Below are 15,954 nucleotides of genomic sequence, written 5' to 3' on the forward strand. Positions count from 1 at the left end.
GCCCCGTCTTGATAAGACTGTGTAGAGGAGGAGGATGTATGACCACGCCGGATGTCACGACACAACTGAAGCGACTGCATATTCTCGACGATGAGGAAATTGAAGCTCTCTATGGCAGACCTTGCTTAACTGGAGACGAGAGAACTGATGTGTTTACACTGACTCAGCCGGAGAAAGACCTCCTCGCATCCTTTACATCTCTCCCTATTCAGCTCTATTTTCTCCTTCAACTGGGCTATTTCAAAGCCAAACAACTGTTCTTCGCCTTTGCCTTTGACGACGTGGCCGAGGATGTCATATACCTGCTTGAGCGTTATTTTCCCGAGACGCCACGACCAGAACTGCGAATGCTCAATAAGCGCACGATCCTCAAACAGCGGCAATGTATTTTGAAACTGTTCGGCTATCGCCTCTGCACGCCGACAGATCGACATGATCTGTTTCTTCATGCCCAGCAAACCGCACGAATCAGTAGCAAGCCCATCTATATCTTGCGTGAAATCCTCCATTACCTCACCGAACATCGTCTTGTGAAACCTGGCTATACATTCCTGCAAGAAGATTTGGTTGGGAAGGCCGTCACAGCAGAAGGAAAGCGCTTAGCGACCATGCTCCACACGCTTTTATCCTCTGAAGAGTGTCTGGCACTTGATGCTCTCCTCACGGAAACTGACGAGTTCTATATCATCACCTGGTTGAAACGACAGCCAAAGGACTTCAGCTTAGGTGAAATGCGCCGCGAAATGACCCGTGGCGAGTCTCTCGTCCAACTCTACACTATGGCCAGACGGATCGTGCCACATCTGGATATTTCTCGCGAAGGCATCACGTATTATTCCTCGTTGGTCTCCTACTATTCGGTGTTTCGGCTCAAGCAACTCGACACCTGGATCGTCTACCTCTACCTGTTATGCTTTGTTGTCCATCGCTATCAGCGTTTCAACGATCATCTGCTCACCTGTTTTCTTCATCTGGTGAAACAGTACTCAGACGAAGCGAAAGCCACCGCCAAAAGAGCCGTGTATGAGTACCGTGGGCTCAGTCATCAAGATCTGCCCAAAGCTGGGGAGGTCCTCAAGCTCTTTACTGCCGAGTATGAATCCACCACGCCATTTTGTACGGTCCAGGAACAAGCATTTGCTCTTCTCGATCGGCAACGCTTAACACGTGTTGCTGAGTATATCAGCAACGAGGCGAATTGCGATGAAATGGCCGTTGAATGGGAGCATATTGACTCCATGGCCCGGCGCTTCAAGCAACATCTCCGTCCCCTCTTTCGCGCCATCGATCTCTCTGCCACCCGAGTCAACGCGCCCATCCAGGAAGCTATCCACTTTCTCAAGACCGCCTTCCAAACAGACCGCTCACTCCGCCAGGTCGAGTCGGGAGATTTTCCCACCGCTTTCTTTCCCGTCCGAGACAAACGCTACCTCTACCAGCGAAATGAAACCGATCAGAAACACATCATCCCCGACCGCTATGAATTTCTGGTCTATCGCCTGGTGCGCCAGCGACTCGAAGCTGGCGATCTCTTTTGCCGCGACAGTGTCCACTTCCGCAGTTTTGAGGATGATTTAGTGGACGATCAGCAGTGGGCCAGCAAAGAGGTGTTACTTGCGCAGACGGGTTTAGCACTCCTGGCACAGCCCATTCAAGACCATCTCGATGCGCTGAAAGGCCAATTGGAAGAGCGTCTCAGCACGGTCAATCAGCGCATCAGTGCCGGGGAAAATAGCCACTTGCACATCACGACCACGGGGAAACGCAAGAGTTGGACGCTGCAGTATCCAGCGAGTTCAGAGCCCATCAACCATCCGATCTTTGAAACGGTGCCTCAGGTGAACATCAGTCGTGTGCTCCACTTTGTGAATCACCACTGCCACTTCATGACGTGTTTCGAGCATGTTCTGGGACGGTACAGCAAACAGGCTGCCGATGAGCGCATTCTGAGTGCCTGTCTTGTGGCTTGGGCAACCAACATGGGTCTTGGGCGCATGGGGGACATTTCGGATATCACCTTCGCCACGCTGGCAAGTACCTCGGACAACTTTCTGCGCCCCGAAACCCTGAAAGCGGCCAATGATTGCGTCAGTAATGCCATCGCTGCTCTGGCGATTTTTCGGCACTATGATATTGCGGGTGCTGTCCACTCCAGTAGCGATGGACAAAAGTTTGAAACAGCGCTTCCTACATTCAATGCCCGCTATTCACCAAAGTATTTTGGCCTCAACAAGGGTATGGTGGCCTACACCCTGGTTGCCAATCATGTCCCGGTGAATGCCGAGATGATTGGTGCTCACGATCATGAGAGCCAATTTGTCTTCGATTTGCTTTTCAACAACACCACGGACATTCACCCGCAGGTGCATTCCACTGACACGCACGGAACCAACCAGGTGAATTTTGCGTTGCTGCATCTGTTCGGCTATCAGTTTGCGCCGCGCTATAAAGGCATCCAGGAGAAACTGCGCACCTCACTGTATGGCTTCAAGCACCCCAATCAGTATGGTGAGGTCTTCTTGAAACCCATACGCAAACTCAATACCGATTTGATTGTGGAAGAATGGGAGAACCTGCAGCGCATTTTCGTCTCATTGGCGTTAAAAACCACCACGCAGAGTATCATTGTCCACAAACTCAACTCCTACGCGCGCAAAAACAAAACGTGCCAAGCTTTGGGGGAATACGATAATATCATCAGCAGTCTCTACTTGCTCGATTTTGTCGACTCACCACTTCTCCGCAAGAATGTCCAGACTGCGCTTAATCGGGGTGAAAGTTACCATCAACTTCGTCGTGCGGTTTCCTACGCAAATTTTGGGAAATTGCGCTTCACATCAGAAGATGACCAACATCTGTGGCATGAGTGTAGCCTATTAGTCACCAACTGCATCATCTACTACAATATGACCATCTTGTCGCAGTTGTGGGCACGCCAGGAGGCCACCCAAGACGACATGACACCCATCGCACACATCTCCCCGGTGGCCTGGCAACACATTAATTTCTATGGTCGGTATGAGTTTACCAAAGCGCCAGAGTCCATCAATCTGGAGGAAATTGTCGAAGCATTAGCACATAACCCCATCATCTCGATGTGGATGAAGGAGACGTCTGGGTGAAGCCGAATGCACCGTTTCGGGGGGTTATGCAAAAACCCCCATACGCACCAACTTAAGGACTCAAAGCCCAGTTGGTCGATCTCCGCTGGAGGAGTTGGGCGGAATTGGGATGCTTTTTGCGCTTGTTCATTTGGCACCCTAAACGCATGCGACGTTGGATGGCTTGTAGGGCAGAGAGAAACGAGCGCTCCCCTGCAAAAGCTTCCAGCAGCGAACTGGCGGTATCGCGGACCACCTGTGCCAGTTTGCGGCATTCTGCGCTGCTCATCTTGCCAGGCGAACAGGAGAATGAGCCAGTGTTGCAGGAGCAGTCCAATGAGCTTGGCATACAGTTCACAGAGCACGCGCCAGGGATTCGTGGTGCGCCATTCATCAATCCGCCCGTATTGCTTCCATAACTTGTAAAGCATTTCCATTTGCCATCGTTCCCGCACCAGGACGAGAGCCTCCTGCAAGTTCAGAAGATTCGCAGGGACATCGGTGAGCAAGATGGTCCAGTCGGCCAGTTTCCAGGCTTGCTCCCGCACGGGTTGAGCGCGTCGCTTGGCATCAGCCTCCAAGTTGGCGCGTCGTCGCGAAGCTCCGTCTTGGGGAACTCGCAAGATGAGCAGACGCATCAGATGCCGATGCTCTTTGCCCACACGAACCCAGCGTTCGTGGGTCTGTCCGACCTGCTGTGGGAGCAGCGCATCCAGTTCCAGCGGTTTGCCTTCCGGCGTCCAGTAGTTGGTTCTGGCCTGGGCACGAGTGAGCGTGTAACTGCCAGCCGCTCGTCGAGCAGCAATCGCTCCCCAATCCAGATACCCCAGATCGGCGATATACAGACTTCCCACCGGCAAGCCATCATCTTTGAACGGACTGGATCGATCAATGATCCGTCCGTGCGTGAGCCTTGGGCCTTGCACCTGTCCCCGTTTGAGTTCCCAACGAACATGCAATTTCACCGCAGCTTGCCCCTTTCCAGGAGATCCCCCGCATCCCTGCCACTGCTCTGCCAATTCCTCTGGGAGGGCGATACTGCTACTATCCTCCAGCACGACTGACTGAAAGCGACACAGGAGCTCCAACGGGACATCCTGGCTGGCTTCAACGACCACACTGGCCATCTCCTCAAACACCGCATGCAAGAAGTGGGCACAGGGCTCCGTGAAGCGTTTGTGCAGCGCGGTATCTGTCACTTCCACCTTGCGGATGGTCGCCATGGATGCGAGCCGCTCCAGACTGGCATCCGGATGGCTCAGCCAGCCAAAAACCAGCGTTTGCAGCAGGTCGGCTCCACTGAATTTTCTCTGCCGTTCAATACAGCCCGTTTCGCGGGCCAGGACATTCGCTCGTTCTTCCAGGATGTGCTTCAAAGACTGCTCGACGTGTGCTACATTTGCCATGTCTGTGCTCCCTCTGCTCTCGATATCAGGTTTCTCTTTCTGACATCATCGCAGATGGAGCCTCTTTTTGCCTCTGCCTTGCTTAAGTTGGTGCGTATGGGGGGTTATGCAAAAACCCCCAGAAGCGGATAGGGGGTTGAGTCGTTGTGCTGCCCGTTGACAGCGCAGATGCCTACGCTCTTTCCGACGCTGAGAGCTTGCCAGTTGCCAGGTTTCCTGCCACCGCTCATTACAGATCCCATTGCGCAACGCAAGCATGGGATTCACATCGTGGCGCTCCCAACGCATCCCTGGTCCTTTAAGGCGCCTTTCTACCACGAGTTTGTTGGCGCTCTCAACCATGCCTGAGCCAAGGGGCCATCCTGCCTGTCGAAAGAAAAGATACTGCATCTGTGAGCATCGCTTCTGTAAGTAGCCTAGATGCTCTCGAACCTCTGGCTGAGAGATCTCTTCCTCGCTCAAGCCAGCAGCCATCTTGGCTAACGTCGCCGGTCCCCGCTCTTTGAGCACGTGCAGACACCGTTGCAACAGATTTTCAGGAAAGCACGTTCCCTGTGCACTCAGCGCTTCCAGCAGCTTCGCTACATGTTCTGCGGCATGGGGAAAATCCGGAATACGCACCGCATCTGGCCGATGCACGTCGATCATCCCTTGCAACCACTCAGCCCCATCCATTATCGCGCACACCTCTTTGGCCCCAACAAGATGGCGTCGGCGGGTTTCGACTTCTGCCAGATCAATAAAGGTTGCGGAATCACTTAAACGGGAGAAGTAGGACAGCTTGCCAACGTGCACCGTCGCCAGGGTGGTGTTGGTGGCACCAGTCGCAGGAACCTCTCCAATGGCCAGGGTGCGCACCTCAGCCCATTCTCCCCCAACCAAAGGGACCATCGCGCCATCGGCGCTCATGGCCAGGCGAAGGGCCTTGAATCTCAAGATGGCCTCTTGCTTGTCAGGAAGATAGGCCTGGGTGGTTTGGACATGCTCCACATGCTTGCCAACCTGCTCGCTGAGTCTGCGGGCCGTTTCCCCACTTACATAAACACCCAGCAGATCGTTGAGGATGCTGCTGGCATGCTCAAAAGGCATGACACTTGCCAGATGGACGAGATGTTCCTGTTGCCTGGGAGCCAGTGATCCAGGAAGCAAAGCCAATTCTTCATCAAGGGAAAAAAAAGCTTTCCCCACACTTGGGGCAGGTTCCGTAGGTTCGCGTGAGGGTCACCGATTCTCCCCCATTGCCTTGCAAGGTTCGTGAACGTTTGCCTCGCGCTTGTAATGCCACATGACAGGTGGGGCAGGTCGGTGCTGGCTCAGAACGGTCTCTTCCCCATTCTCGACTGCTCCTCTCAAGAGCTGCATCTTGCAGGAGCTGGGCTTCTAACTGGACCATACGCCGATGAACCTCATCTTCAATTTCCACAAAGGTGGCTTTGGGGTGAGCTTTGCACCATTCTTTGACGTCAGATAAGACCTTTTCACTCATGATGAGCTATGCTTCACGTTCCACGGCTTGCTCCCTACTTTCTCTTTTGCTACGACGATCTTACCTGCTTTTCTTTTTCCTGTCTATCCCTTTTGCAAAATGTTGAGTCGCACCCCTATGTGGAATGACATTTGACAGATGGGAACATTCTGTGCTAAGCTCCAAACATCTTTTCAAACAGCTAACAACAAGGATCTTGATGCAGCCATGATGAAACCACTTCACCTCTCCCTGACCTGCCTCATACACGTCCTTGCTCACTCTGCGGGTGTGTTCGCGCCGCATGCGGCGCGAATCGAGGAGTGAGCGGAGAGGCAAGCTCTCCCCATTGTTTCCCCTGTTGGGACCTATCCCCTCTTTTTCGCACCGCACCCCTCTTGAGACACGCTTGAACCGATCTCGCATCTCAACGCTCTGTGTGTGTGAAAGGATTCCTATGTTTCCTCGCTTTTCCAAACGCCTGCGCGCCTTCCCAAAGCTCGCACTGCTCATCAATCGCAACTACACCTTGTTGTGGCTTGGTGGTATGATCTCGCTGATTGGCGATATTCTGTTCACGATGATGCTCATCTTATGGGTTGGTACGCTACTGCATAACCAGAGCGCGGCCCCCCTTGCTGTCAGCGGCGTGGTGCTGGCCGCCGCGCTCCCGGCCCTCCTGATCGGCCCATTCGCTGGCGTGTTTGTGGATCGCTGGCCCAAACAACGGAAGATGCGCCTCATGGATGCGCTGCGGGCCGTGCTGGTGTGCTCCCTTTTGCCGATAAGTTTCCCGCTCCCGCTGCCACTGGCTGTCAGGCTCACCATCATTTACCTCGTTGTGGCAGCCGTCAGTGGTCTGAGTCAGTTCTTCACTCCGGCGACCAAGGCGATCCTTAAAGAGGTGGTCCCGCAAGAGCAGCTTACCCGCGCTTCGGCGCTGACCGTCGGGAGCGGCGTGTTCAGCTGGGGCATCGGGTCTGCCTGTGCCGGCATCTGCTATGTCTCCCTGGGAATCGGGTGGGCGATTGCCTTGAATGCGGCCTCGTTTGCCTGTTCCTGGGCGTTGATCGCGCACATGCGCGTATCTGCGGCAGAAAGGGTCGCGTCAGCCTACCCCACATCACTGCGGCGCGTCTTGACTGAACTGCGCGAGGGGTTGCGATTCATCCAGGGCCAGCTCCAACTCCGCACTCTTCTGCTTACCGAGAGCCTGTTTTCCTTTGGATGGGGCATAGTGAGCGTCCTGGCCTTCTTCTACATCACCCAGAATATTCATGTGCCCATGAGCCTGTTTGGCCTCTTCAGCGCTGTGCCAGCCATTGGGGGCATCTTGGGGACCTTGCTCGTTGATCGTGCGGCGGCCAAAGTCGGAGCGACCAGAGTCTATGCTCGCGCCCTCCTCTTTGCTGGGGTGATGGTTGTCGTCTCAACCGTACCAAATCAGGCGATCATCGACCTGGTGGGTTTCACGCTTATTGGCACCGCCACGATGCAGGCCGAGGTGCTGGTTGGCCCCTTGGTCCTCTTTGCCACGCCAGAGCAGATGGTGGGCCGCGTCTTCTCCACCCTGGGAACCGTCACGGCCCTGAGTTCATTCCTCGCCACGTTCCTCAGCGGTTATGTGAGCAGTACGCTGCTGCAAGGGGTCGTCGTCCATCTGCCCACAGGCGAACTGAACGCGACCAACCTGCTTCATATCGGGGCTGGGATTCTCATCTTTGTGGGGGACTGCATGCCTCTCGCCAGTTCAGAAAACTTCAATAGCGTAACCACATGGGCAAGAAAGCGGGCCACCACCCAGGCACATTGTGAAGCATATCTTGGCTCATCGACACGTTTGGTGATAAAAAAGAGAACTATATCAGCCTGGGAACTGAGAAGAATGCCCAGAGTCACTGCAAATGCGTCTTGTGGATGATGCAAGAGCCAAGGGGCCTTCTTGACTGTGCAAGCCACATCACCAAACGAGTCTAAGAGCCATATCTTGGCTCATGGACTCGTTTGGTGAGAAGAAATGGAACCAGATCGGCCTGGGAACAGCGAAGGGCTATGCTGAATCCTCTCCATGCTCTCGAAGGTGTGCAAGGGCTTGGTGCGCTCTTGCATACGCAATCCGTATCACCAAACGAGTCCATGAGCCAAGATATGGCTCATGGACTCGTTTGGTGATGCGATGAAACGTACAGATGTGATAAAATGGGAAGTAGGAGTTTCCCATGTTCTTGAACACCTTGTTTCCCCATCTCCAACATTTTCGCGTAGACAAGCTTTCCACGAATGACCAGCAGATTACGCTGATCTGTATGAGCACACGCAAACAGGCACCATGTCCTTGCTGTCAGCAGATAGGCTCTTAGACTCGTTTGGTGATGTGGCTTGCACAGTCAAGAAGGCCCCTTGGCTCTTGCATCATCCACAAGACGCATTTGCAGTGACTCTGGGCATTCTTCTCAGTTCCCAGGCTGATATAGTTCTCTTTTTTATCACCAAACGTGTCGATGAGCCAGCAGATATCGCACCGTATTCATAGTCGGTATGAACGGACGCTGACGGACGTTTCCTTCAGTGGCCAGACCGTGATGCTTCGTCTCCGTGTTCACAAATTCTTTTGTCAAGCTGCCGCCTGCCCTCAAAGCATCTTTACAGAACGACTTCCAGAACTTTGTGAGCCCCACGGCAAGCAGACGCTCTTACGTAAGCGGGTGCTTGAACACATTGGACTGGCCCTCGGAGGGCAAGCAGGAGCCAGGCTCGCGACACACGTGGGGATGCCAGTCTGTGGACGAACCATCTTGCGTGCGCTTCATGCTTTTTCACTCCCTGAAGGAAAGCCTGCTCCTAGGATTGTGGGGATCGATGATTGGTGCTGGAAGCGTGGACGAACCTATGGGAGTATTCTCGTTGATTTAGAGAGACACCAACCCATTGATCTGCTACCTGATCGCTCTGTTGAAACCGTCAAGTCCTGGTTTCAAGCGCATCCCGGCGTGGAAATCGTGAGTCGCGACGGTTCTGCTGAATATGCCACCGCCATTCGCCAAGGCGCTCCCCAGGCGCTCCAAGTCTCAGACCGCTTTCATATCATTCAAAATTTGGCCAAAGCAGTGAAGCTCTTGCTGGCCCGTTGTCGTGATGAGATCGGCTCGACACAGTGGCGTCCTTTGACCCCACCGCATGTACAACGAGCCCAGCAAGCGCGTCGGGGCCAACGGCTCAGCCAGTATCAGCAGATCATGGCCCTCGCGAAAGAGGGAGTCAAAGACGCTGAGATTGCGCGTCGTACCAAGCTGAGCGTACGCACGATCCAACGATGGCGGGCACACGACTCGTTCCCTGAAGTCAAGCGTCGCCAACGCCGCAGCCGCTTTGATCCCTACAAAGGCTATGTGTTACGTCGATGGCAAGAAGGATGTACTAATGGGTATCAACTGTGGCGGGAGCTGCGTGAACAGGGATATGCAGGAAGTGCTCGCTCGGTCTACAACTTCTTGCAACCACTTTCCAAAGGTTTGGTGACACCCGCCTTGCAGCAGGAACTGGCATGTTTTTCCGCTCAAGAAACCACCTGGCTCTTTGTCCGTGATCCTGACGATCTGGACGAGAAACAGCGCACCAGCCTCTCGACCGTGTGTCAGACAAGTGCAACGGCAAAGGCAGCATATCAGCTCGTCCAAAGCTTCATGACGATGGTACACCAACGGACAGGAAACCAGCTTGATGTCTGGCTAGAAACCGTTGCCCAGAGCCAGATTGCGGAGTTAGACAGCTTTGCCACTGGTATCGAGCGCGACAAAGCTGCTGTGCTCGCGGGATTAACACTGCCTTGGAGCAATGGGCAGGTGGAAGGACAGATTACCAAACTGAAACTGATCAAGCGAAGCATGTATGGGCGAGCAGGACTCGACTTATTACGGCAACGTGTGCTTAACGCGGCTTGAGACACTTTTCCTTTCCTACAGGTGTGTGAGGCCCTTCTGCTTCTCTTGTTTCAGCGAAAAAGGAGGAAAAACCTACGAATGGAAACAAAAAATGATCACACGCTCCTGCTCTATGAGTCGCTTGATCGAGGTCTGCTCACGCTGTATCAGCAAGGTAAAGAGCGGCAGCAGCAGCAGTGCATCTTTTTGGCAGGTATGTGCCAAGGGCTTCCTGCTGCTATGGGGAAGGTTCAGTTGCAGGAAACGTGGTCTTCCATTGGATTGCAGTGGCACTCTCAACTCCCCAGGCCTGTACTACACTGGCTGGATCATGCCTTCACTCACTACAAACAGCAGAAGGCTTTTGCTGAAGAACCGAGAGATACCATGAAAGATCTCAGCGATCTTTCTGTTTCTGAGCAGAGATCATGGCTCCATTGGCTGCTCTTTTTTGCCTTGTTGGAAATCCGCGTCGAAGCCTACGAGACGCAGAACAGAGAGATTTTCTCGCTGGCAGATACGTTCCATCTCCTTCCTCTCCAATTAGAGCGGAGGTGGAAGCAGAAGCTTCCCACGAGTGAGATTCTGGCTGATCTACGGCGGCGAGCCCAACAACGAGGATATGATGATTGGCTAGAGCAAATGATAAAAGAAGTCACTTCTTCATGGTCTCATTGAGATTCACTAGTAGGAACTCTCTCGACCTCTTGTATTCCTTCAAGTGGTATCACCAAACGAGTCCATGAGCCAAAATATGGCTCATGGACTCGTTTGGTGAGAAGAAATGGAACCAGATCGGCCTGGGAACAGCGAAGGGCTATGCTGAATCCTCTCCATGCTCTCGAAGGTGTGCAAGGGCTTGGTGCGCTCTTGCATACGCAATCCGTATCACCAAACGAGTCCATGAGCCATATCTTGGCAGGAGATCTTGTAACACAAAAGCGCCCGACCCACGAGCCACCCTCACCCCAGCCAACTTGAGAAAATCGGCGCGGGGTGAGGGACTTTTCTACGGACGCTCCTCGACACTCCGACTCAGATGGGAGGAAATCTCCTATTTCGACCGCCCCCCCTTTGTGAAGTATATCGTGCCGCTCTCCTTGCGAAGTATATCGCGCTCGATTTTTTCTTTCGAGACACAGACGTACCGCAAAAAACGATAAAAACGAGAACGTTTGACGTGAGAACGCCTTCGTTGTTGTCCTGTTCTCATGAGAACGCTAAATGTGACGCTCTCAAGCCGAACGAGATCTTTCCATGAAAGACGTATCAAACGTTTTTTGCCAGAAGAAGCAACGGCGATGTGGCTTCTGTCCTCACACTAACGTTTTTTCTCAAAAGACAAATTTTGCCACAGTATGGCTCATGGACTCGTTTGGTGAGAAGAAATGGAACCAGATCGGCCTGGGAACAGCGAAGGGCTATGCTGAATCCTCTCCATGCTCTCGAAGGTGTGCAAGGGCTTGGTGCGCTCTTGCATACGCAATCCGTATCACCAAACGAGTCCATGAGCCACAGTATGCTGCAAAATCACAATCTTACCCATCCGTATCTTTTCTCTTACGTCCTTAGCACATCCATGTTATTGCGCATTGAAGGTGAACGTCCATGGCTGAGCAGAAGAGTCCTTCGATGGTGAACTTGTACTCTCATACCCGACATGACCATCTTGAGTCACTTTCTTCATCGGCATATCCATCTTTGTGATCGTCAGGGTCCAGGTACCATGCTGGTTGGAGAGCGGCTGGAAGAGCGAAAAACCCACCGTCTGGGAATCGAGCCGACCAGGCTCAAAAAATGATCCTCCCTTATCTACAAAAGATGAAGCTGTCTCCGAGAAAGAACCGGGACCGAAACCTACGCGGCAAGGAAGCCCACCACTCACTTCACAAATCGGGTAGGTCTGCCCACCTGCAGAAAGCTGTAGATCGTAGACCGGCTGGGTATAGGTCGCAGGTCCTGCTGGCCCGCCTGGGAGCACAAAGGCTGGTTGCTCCAAATCACCTTTCAGCCAGCGGACATAGACGCGTGCCTCAGAAGGAGTGACTACGACTCTCTCCAGGGTAAGTCTATGTCCATTCGCTGTCACCGTCTGATGGAGGTTCAAGACACGACCTTGATGAAACGGCAGCGTAAAGTTATAGGTCAACGTCTGCTTACAACCATACTGCGAATTGACGAGGCCACATTCCGCTCCTAACGTGAGATTAAGCGGAAGCCTTGCTGGCTTCCCCTGAATAGTCGCTCCATCGAAAGCCATCGCGATGCCTTCTTTTGCAGCTTTGGGATTTCCACCGTCCAACCCATTCGTTGTACCGAGTAGAGAGAGAGACTGACCAGACGACGTCTTCAAGTTGACCACTTCCCGACCGCTCCCCACAAAAGAGGTGTTCCAGGTTTTCGGGTCGATCCCATGAGGATAGGTGACGATAAACCCAACAATAATGCGGTTGGCATCCGCATACCCCTTCTCCAACGTGACTGTATAGCCATCAATGACTTGGCTCTGTTGCAGTGTTGTAAATTGCTTCGTTTGCAACAAGTGCTGTGAGGCTGGCTCAGCGTGAAAAAGGGTATCCAACACGCCAAGATTGAATGTGGCGTACGCAAAGCCACTGAGCAACAGGAGAGAAAGAAGCAGGCTTGCGACCAGAACCAGACGACGTGGTTCGCGAGATGTTGGATGCATCCAGTTCAACGCCATTTTCTGCTGTTTCGAACTCACAAGCTCCTTCTTACGCAATTGAAGCTGCAAACGCGCCCAGGAGAGCTGCGCAGGCGGTTCGTGAGCACCATAGAGGGCTGCCATTTGAGCAAGGTCTTGCTCAAATGAGGCATCGAATGGCTCATCAAAGATGTCAGTATAGCGATCTTTAGTATGCATGTGATCGAAGCTCCTTGTATGACTGGAGGAGGCGGCTCAGCTGTTTCTTCGTCGCTTCCGGTTTCTTCCCAACCACAGCAGCAATCTGTGGAACCGTCAATTCAGCAGCGAAGCGCAAGGCAAGCAATTCACGTTGATCCGCCTTCAGCTTCGCTAACCACATACGCAGTTGCATCAATGCTTCCTGGTGGAGCGCCAAACTCTCCGGATTCTGATCATCCAGAGGCTGGAGGGTGTCGGGAAGGGCATCCCAGGAAACCACAGAACGTTGGCGACGATTGATATTTATTACCGTATGGTGCGCAATGCGGAATAGCCAGGCAGCAAAAGGGAGTCCGCATTGTTGATACTTCGGGAGCGCATCCAGCGCGATCAAGAAGACCTGATGAGTGACATCTGCTGCATCTTCGTCACTCGTCAGTCGCGTGCGCAGATAGCGGTAGAGACGCGTGCGATAGCGCACGTAGAGTGGCTCAAAAGCAGCGGGGTTTTCGCGTGCTGCCTCTATCCACACAACCTCGTTCTCCTCGTCGTCCTTGACAGACAACCCCTCCGCAGACGATACAAGTCTCTCATTCATCACACGTTTCCTTACAATGGTGTATTGGTTGATCTCTTTCGGTTTTCAATGAATCACCTGTGCAGGCCTACTCGGGTGATTGACCTTCCACATATAGAAACACACCAATCGTCCAAAAGGGACAGGGGATTTTTGGAAACATCTGAGGAGTACAAGATGCTCGCCCCATCAGAGCGCGTGTATCAACCCTCCTCCCTGGGAACCTGCATAGACACACCCAGGTCCGTGCCTCTTTATCGTCTTCCACAACCCTTTACCCAAGCAAATCCAATTCGCCACCGGAAGACCCAACACATGCTCACTGCGAGATCTTGCACAGATTCCCCGTCTCAATAGTCACAAGACCCCTAGCACTCAGAGCCACATTGCCACAGGATCTCAAACAGATCTTTGAGTTGCTCTGCTCGATCAAAGGGATTGGAGCCAAAACGGCGACGTGTTTGCTGGCCGAGTTAGGAGATCTTTCGCAGTTTGAAGACGCTGATGCGCTGGTGGCCCATCTGGGCCTCTCGCCTCATCAACGTCAATCAGGACGCAGGCGCAGGGGGCGTTCCCCTCTGTGTAAAATCGGTGCCCCCAGGCTTCGCCGTGCGCTCTACTTCCCGGCGATGGTGGCGGCGCGCTTCAATCCACAGGTCAAAGCCCTCTATCAGCGGCTCTTGGCACGCGGCAAGCTCAAGATGGTGGCGCTAGGAGCCGCCATGCGCAAGTTAGCCCGCATCATCTTTGGCGTGGTCCGATCCGGCAAGCCCTTTGATCCGACCTGTGGTCTGACCGCCGCATAACCTGATCCACGCACGTGGATCTGTCTGCTGGCCTCATCGGGGCGCTGTGCCTGCGGCACAGCGCGGGGAGAAGCTGTGCTCATTTTTTCGTCAGCGACCAGCCACCACCCCTTGGCAATCAAAACACTATCTACATCCCGTTTACAAGTCCGTTTTGCCCCCTCCACCCATCTTCCCTTGTTGCTCTCCAATCCCTCTTTAAGTGGGACACAAATGCAACGCCGAGAGTATCCCCATAAGCTGCCGACCCCTATCCTCATCAGGGGCGCTCACACGAGCCGCCACAAAGCCGTCAGGCCGAACCAGGAGCATGCCATGATCAGGCAGGCCGGTCGCCCGTTGCCAGCTCTCCTTGCTTGCTAAAAGCTCTCCTTCAGAACCAACACTATAGACGGGCAGTTCGATGCCAGAGTGAACAGCACATTCCCGCGCAGCCTGTTGCCAGCTTCTCCCTTCTGAGCCTGTCAGCAGGACGAAATGACGACTGGTAATATCAAGAGTTGAGATGCATCGGCCCTGATACTCTACCCACAGGTGAGGCACACGTGAGCCGGACTGCCCTTTCAGCTCCGTATAGTCTGGTGTGATTCCTTCTTCATCTGAGAGCACAGCTGAAGAGGCGTAGAATCCGAAGCGAGCCTGTAGTTCGTTATCCGTCGTTTTTTCTCGGTCGGTGATCTCTTCCTGCTCGGCAGCAAAGCCAGCCACGTGACGCCTTTCCGTCTCGTAGGTCGAGAGCAAGGTGGAATCAGCGTAACCCTGGAGAACGGCAGCCAGCTTCCAGGCAAGGTTCTGTCCATCCTGGATGCCCAGATTCGCACCCACGCCGCCTGTGGGCAGGATGATATGAGCCGCGTCGCCAGCCAGGAAAACTCGCCCAACCTGGTAGCGCTCAGCCAGCCTCTCCTGCGGCTCCCAGGGGAGAATACCCATGATTTCTACCGCGAGGTCAGGTATCCCGATAGCCTTGCGCACCAGCTCCTGGCAGCGTTTGACAGATGGGACCTTCAACTCTCCATTTTCGAGATACCCGGGCATCTGAAAAAGCCAGCGATCACTATTATTGACTGCCATGAGCAGGCCCTGAGCTTCAGGGGTCTCTATCGTACAGAGTATAAACTCGTGGCCTCGTACCAGCTCGCTCAGGTCTGCACGAAAGTCAATCGCGAGTGTATGCATCTTTGACAACGTAAAGCTTTTCGTCGGGATTGCAAGAGTGCGCAGTGCAAGGCTATTAGCCCCATCCGCGGCAACCAGGTAGTCAGCACGGATACGCTGCTGCACTCCCGTCTTGCGATCCACAACGAGAGCCGTCACACCCGTCTCATCTTGCTCAAAAGACTGCAATTCAGTCTGAAGGCGCAGATCTCCCCCTCGTTCCCGCGCCGCCTCAAACAACACGGGCTCCAGAGCAGCCTGATTGCACAGACAGCCTGTGGCAGGACTGATAGCCTTCTCTGCTTCTTTCATCTGGTCGAACGTCTCAAGATCTTTCCCATCCAGATTCAGGCGTTTGACCTGTGCCATGTTGGCGGAGGCAAGGGTCTCGACAAAAATTTCACCCCGGCTCCTGCTGAGCGGCTCGGCGGCTTTCCTGACTCTCTCTTCCAGCCCTAGCGCCCGAAATACCTCCATCGTCCGCGCTCCCAGGCCAACTGGTCGGGGATGGATCGCTGTGCCTGGATGTCGCTCAATGAGTATATACGGGATCTGTTGCTGCGCCAGAAAGAGCGCGGTCGAGAGTCCGGTTGGTCCGGCACCAACAATCAAAACCGGAACAGAGACATCTGCCATTATTGTTCTTCCTTTCTGC

10 protein-coding genes are annotated in these 15,954 nt (G+C 53.7%); 5 read left to right on the top strand and 5 right to left on the bottom strand.

Features of this window, described 5'->3' with window-relative positions:
- The first annotated feature begins 38 nt into the window (after positions 1–38).
- Positions 39–3,122 (top strand): Tn3 family transposase, encoded by a 3,084-nt coding sequence (locus JMJ04_RS23415; RefSeq protein WP_201372860.1) that lies wholly within the window; start codon positions 39–41, stop codon positions 3,120–3,122.
- On the opposite strand, the gene JMJ04_RS23420 is transcribed toward JMJ04_RS23415, so the two are convergent.
- Complete coding sequence (locus tag JMJ04_RS23420) at positions 3,008–4,507, bottom strand: IS4 family transposase (RefSeq protein ID WP_236038334.1); 1,500 nt, start codon at positions 4,505–4,507, stop codon at positions 3,008–3,010. The genes JMJ04_RS23415 and JMJ04_RS23420 overlap by 115 nt on opposite strands.
- A gap of 45 nt (positions 4,508–4,552) precedes the next feature.
- Positions 4,553–5,656 carry an ISKra4 family transposase gene (locus tag JMJ04_RS23425; RefSeq protein ID WP_201372861.1) on the bottom strand — a complete coding sequence of 368 codons (1,104 nt, stop codon included), beginning with the start codon at positions 5,654–5,656 and terminating at the stop codon, positions 4,553–4,555.
- A 773-nt stretch (positions 5,657–6,429) separates the two neighbouring features.
- On the opposite strand from JMJ04_RS23425, the gene JMJ04_RS23430 reads away from it, so the two are divergent.
- From JMJ04_RS23430 to JMJ04_RS23440, 3 genes are all read left to right on the top strand, one after another.
- On the top strand, positions 6,430–7,893 hold the full coding sequence (locus JMJ04_RS23430) for an MFS transporter (protein WP_201372862.1): 1,464 nt from the start codon (positions 6,430–6,432) through the stop codon (positions 7,891–7,893).
- A 580-nt stretch (positions 7,894–8,473) separates the two neighbouring features.
- The gene (locus JMJ04_RS23435) at positions 8,474–9,913 is read left to right on the top strand and encodes an ISL3 family transposase (RefSeq protein ID WP_201372863.1); all 1,440 of its coding nucleotides are present in this window, start codon (positions 8,474–8,476) and stop codon (positions 9,911–9,913) included.
- Between the two features lie 78 nt (positions 9,914–9,991).
- The gene (locus JMJ04_RS23440; RefSeq protein WP_201372864.1) at positions 9,992–10,570 is read left to right on the top strand and encodes a hypothetical protein; all 579 of its coding nucleotides are present in this window, start codon (positions 9,992–9,994) and stop codon (positions 10,568–10,570) included.
- 904 nt (positions 10,571–11,474) lie between these two features.
- On the opposite strand, the gene JMJ04_RS23445 is transcribed toward JMJ04_RS23440, so the two are convergent.
- Together JMJ04_RS23445 and JMJ04_RS23450 are read right to left on the bottom strand one after the other, a co-directional pair.
- Complete coding sequence (locus JMJ04_RS23445) at positions 11,475–12,776, bottom strand: DUF4179 domain-containing protein (RefSeq protein ID WP_201372865.1); 1,302 nt, start codon at positions 12,774–12,776, stop codon at positions 11,475–11,477.
- Complete coding sequence (locus tag JMJ04_RS23450) at positions 12,766–13,356, bottom strand: RNA polymerase sigma factor (protein ID WP_201372866.1); 591 nt, start codon at positions 13,354–13,356, stop codon at positions 12,766–12,768. Before JMJ04_RS23450 ends, JMJ04_RS23445 begins: the two co-directional genes overlap by 11 nt.
- Positions 13,357–13,721: 365 nt before the next feature.
- Between JMJ04_RS23450 and JMJ04_RS23455 the strand changes: the two genes are divergently transcribed.
- On the top strand, positions 13,722–14,141 hold the full coding sequence (locus tag JMJ04_RS23455) for a transposase (RefSeq protein ID WP_201372867.1): 420 nt from the start codon (positions 13,722–13,724) through the stop codon (positions 14,139–14,141).
- A gap of 198 nt (positions 14,142–14,339) precedes the next feature.
- On the opposite strand, the gene JMJ04_RS23460 is transcribed toward JMJ04_RS23455, so the two are convergent.
- Positions 14,340–15,935, bottom strand: a complete 1,596-nt coding sequence (locus JMJ04_RS23460) for an FAD-dependent oxidoreductase (protein WP_201372868.1) — start codon at positions 15,933–15,935, stop codon at positions 14,340–14,342.
- Positions 15,936–15,954: the final 19 nt, after the last annotated feature.

Source organism: Ktedonobacter robiniae, from assembly GCF_016587375.1.
Classification (GTDB): domain Bacteria; phylum Chloroflexota; class Ktedonobacteria; order Ktedonobacterales; family Ktedonobacteraceae; genus Ktedonobacter; species Ktedonobacter robiniae.

Excerpts from the sequence above, each read along its gene's own strand:
- JMJ04_RS23415 (WP_201372860.1), top strand. The coding sequence starts at position 39 with ATGACCACGCCGGATGTCACGACACAACTGAAGCGACTGCATATTCTC.
- JMJ04_RS23420 (WP_236038334.1), bottom strand. The coding sequence starts at position 4,507 with ATGGCAAATGTAGCACACGTCGAGCAGTCTTTGAAGCACATCCTGGAA.
- JMJ04_RS23430 (WP_201372862.1), top strand. The coding sequence starts at position 6,430 with ATGTTTCCTCGCTTTTCCAAACGCCTGCGCGCCTTCCCAAAGCTCGCA.
- JMJ04_RS23435 (WP_201372863.1), top strand. The coding sequence starts at position 8,474 with ATGAGCCAGCAGATATCGCACCGTATTCATAGTCGGTATGAACGGACG.
- JMJ04_RS23440 (WP_201372864.1), top strand. The coding sequence starts at position 9,992 with ATGGAAACAAAAAATGATCACACGCTCCTGCTCTATGAGTCGCTTGAT.
- JMJ04_RS23445 (WP_201372865.1), bottom strand. The coding sequence starts at position 12,776 with ATGCATACTAAAGATCGCTATACTGACATCTTTGATGAGCCATTCGAT.
- JMJ04_RS23450 (WP_201372866.1), bottom strand. The coding sequence starts at position 13,356 with ATGAATGAGAGACTTGTATCGTCTGCGGAGGGGTTGTCTGTCAAGGAC.
- JMJ04_RS23460 (WP_201372868.1), bottom strand. The coding sequence starts at position 15,935 with ATGGCAGATGTCTCTGTTCCGGTTTTGATTGTTGGTGCCGGACCAACC.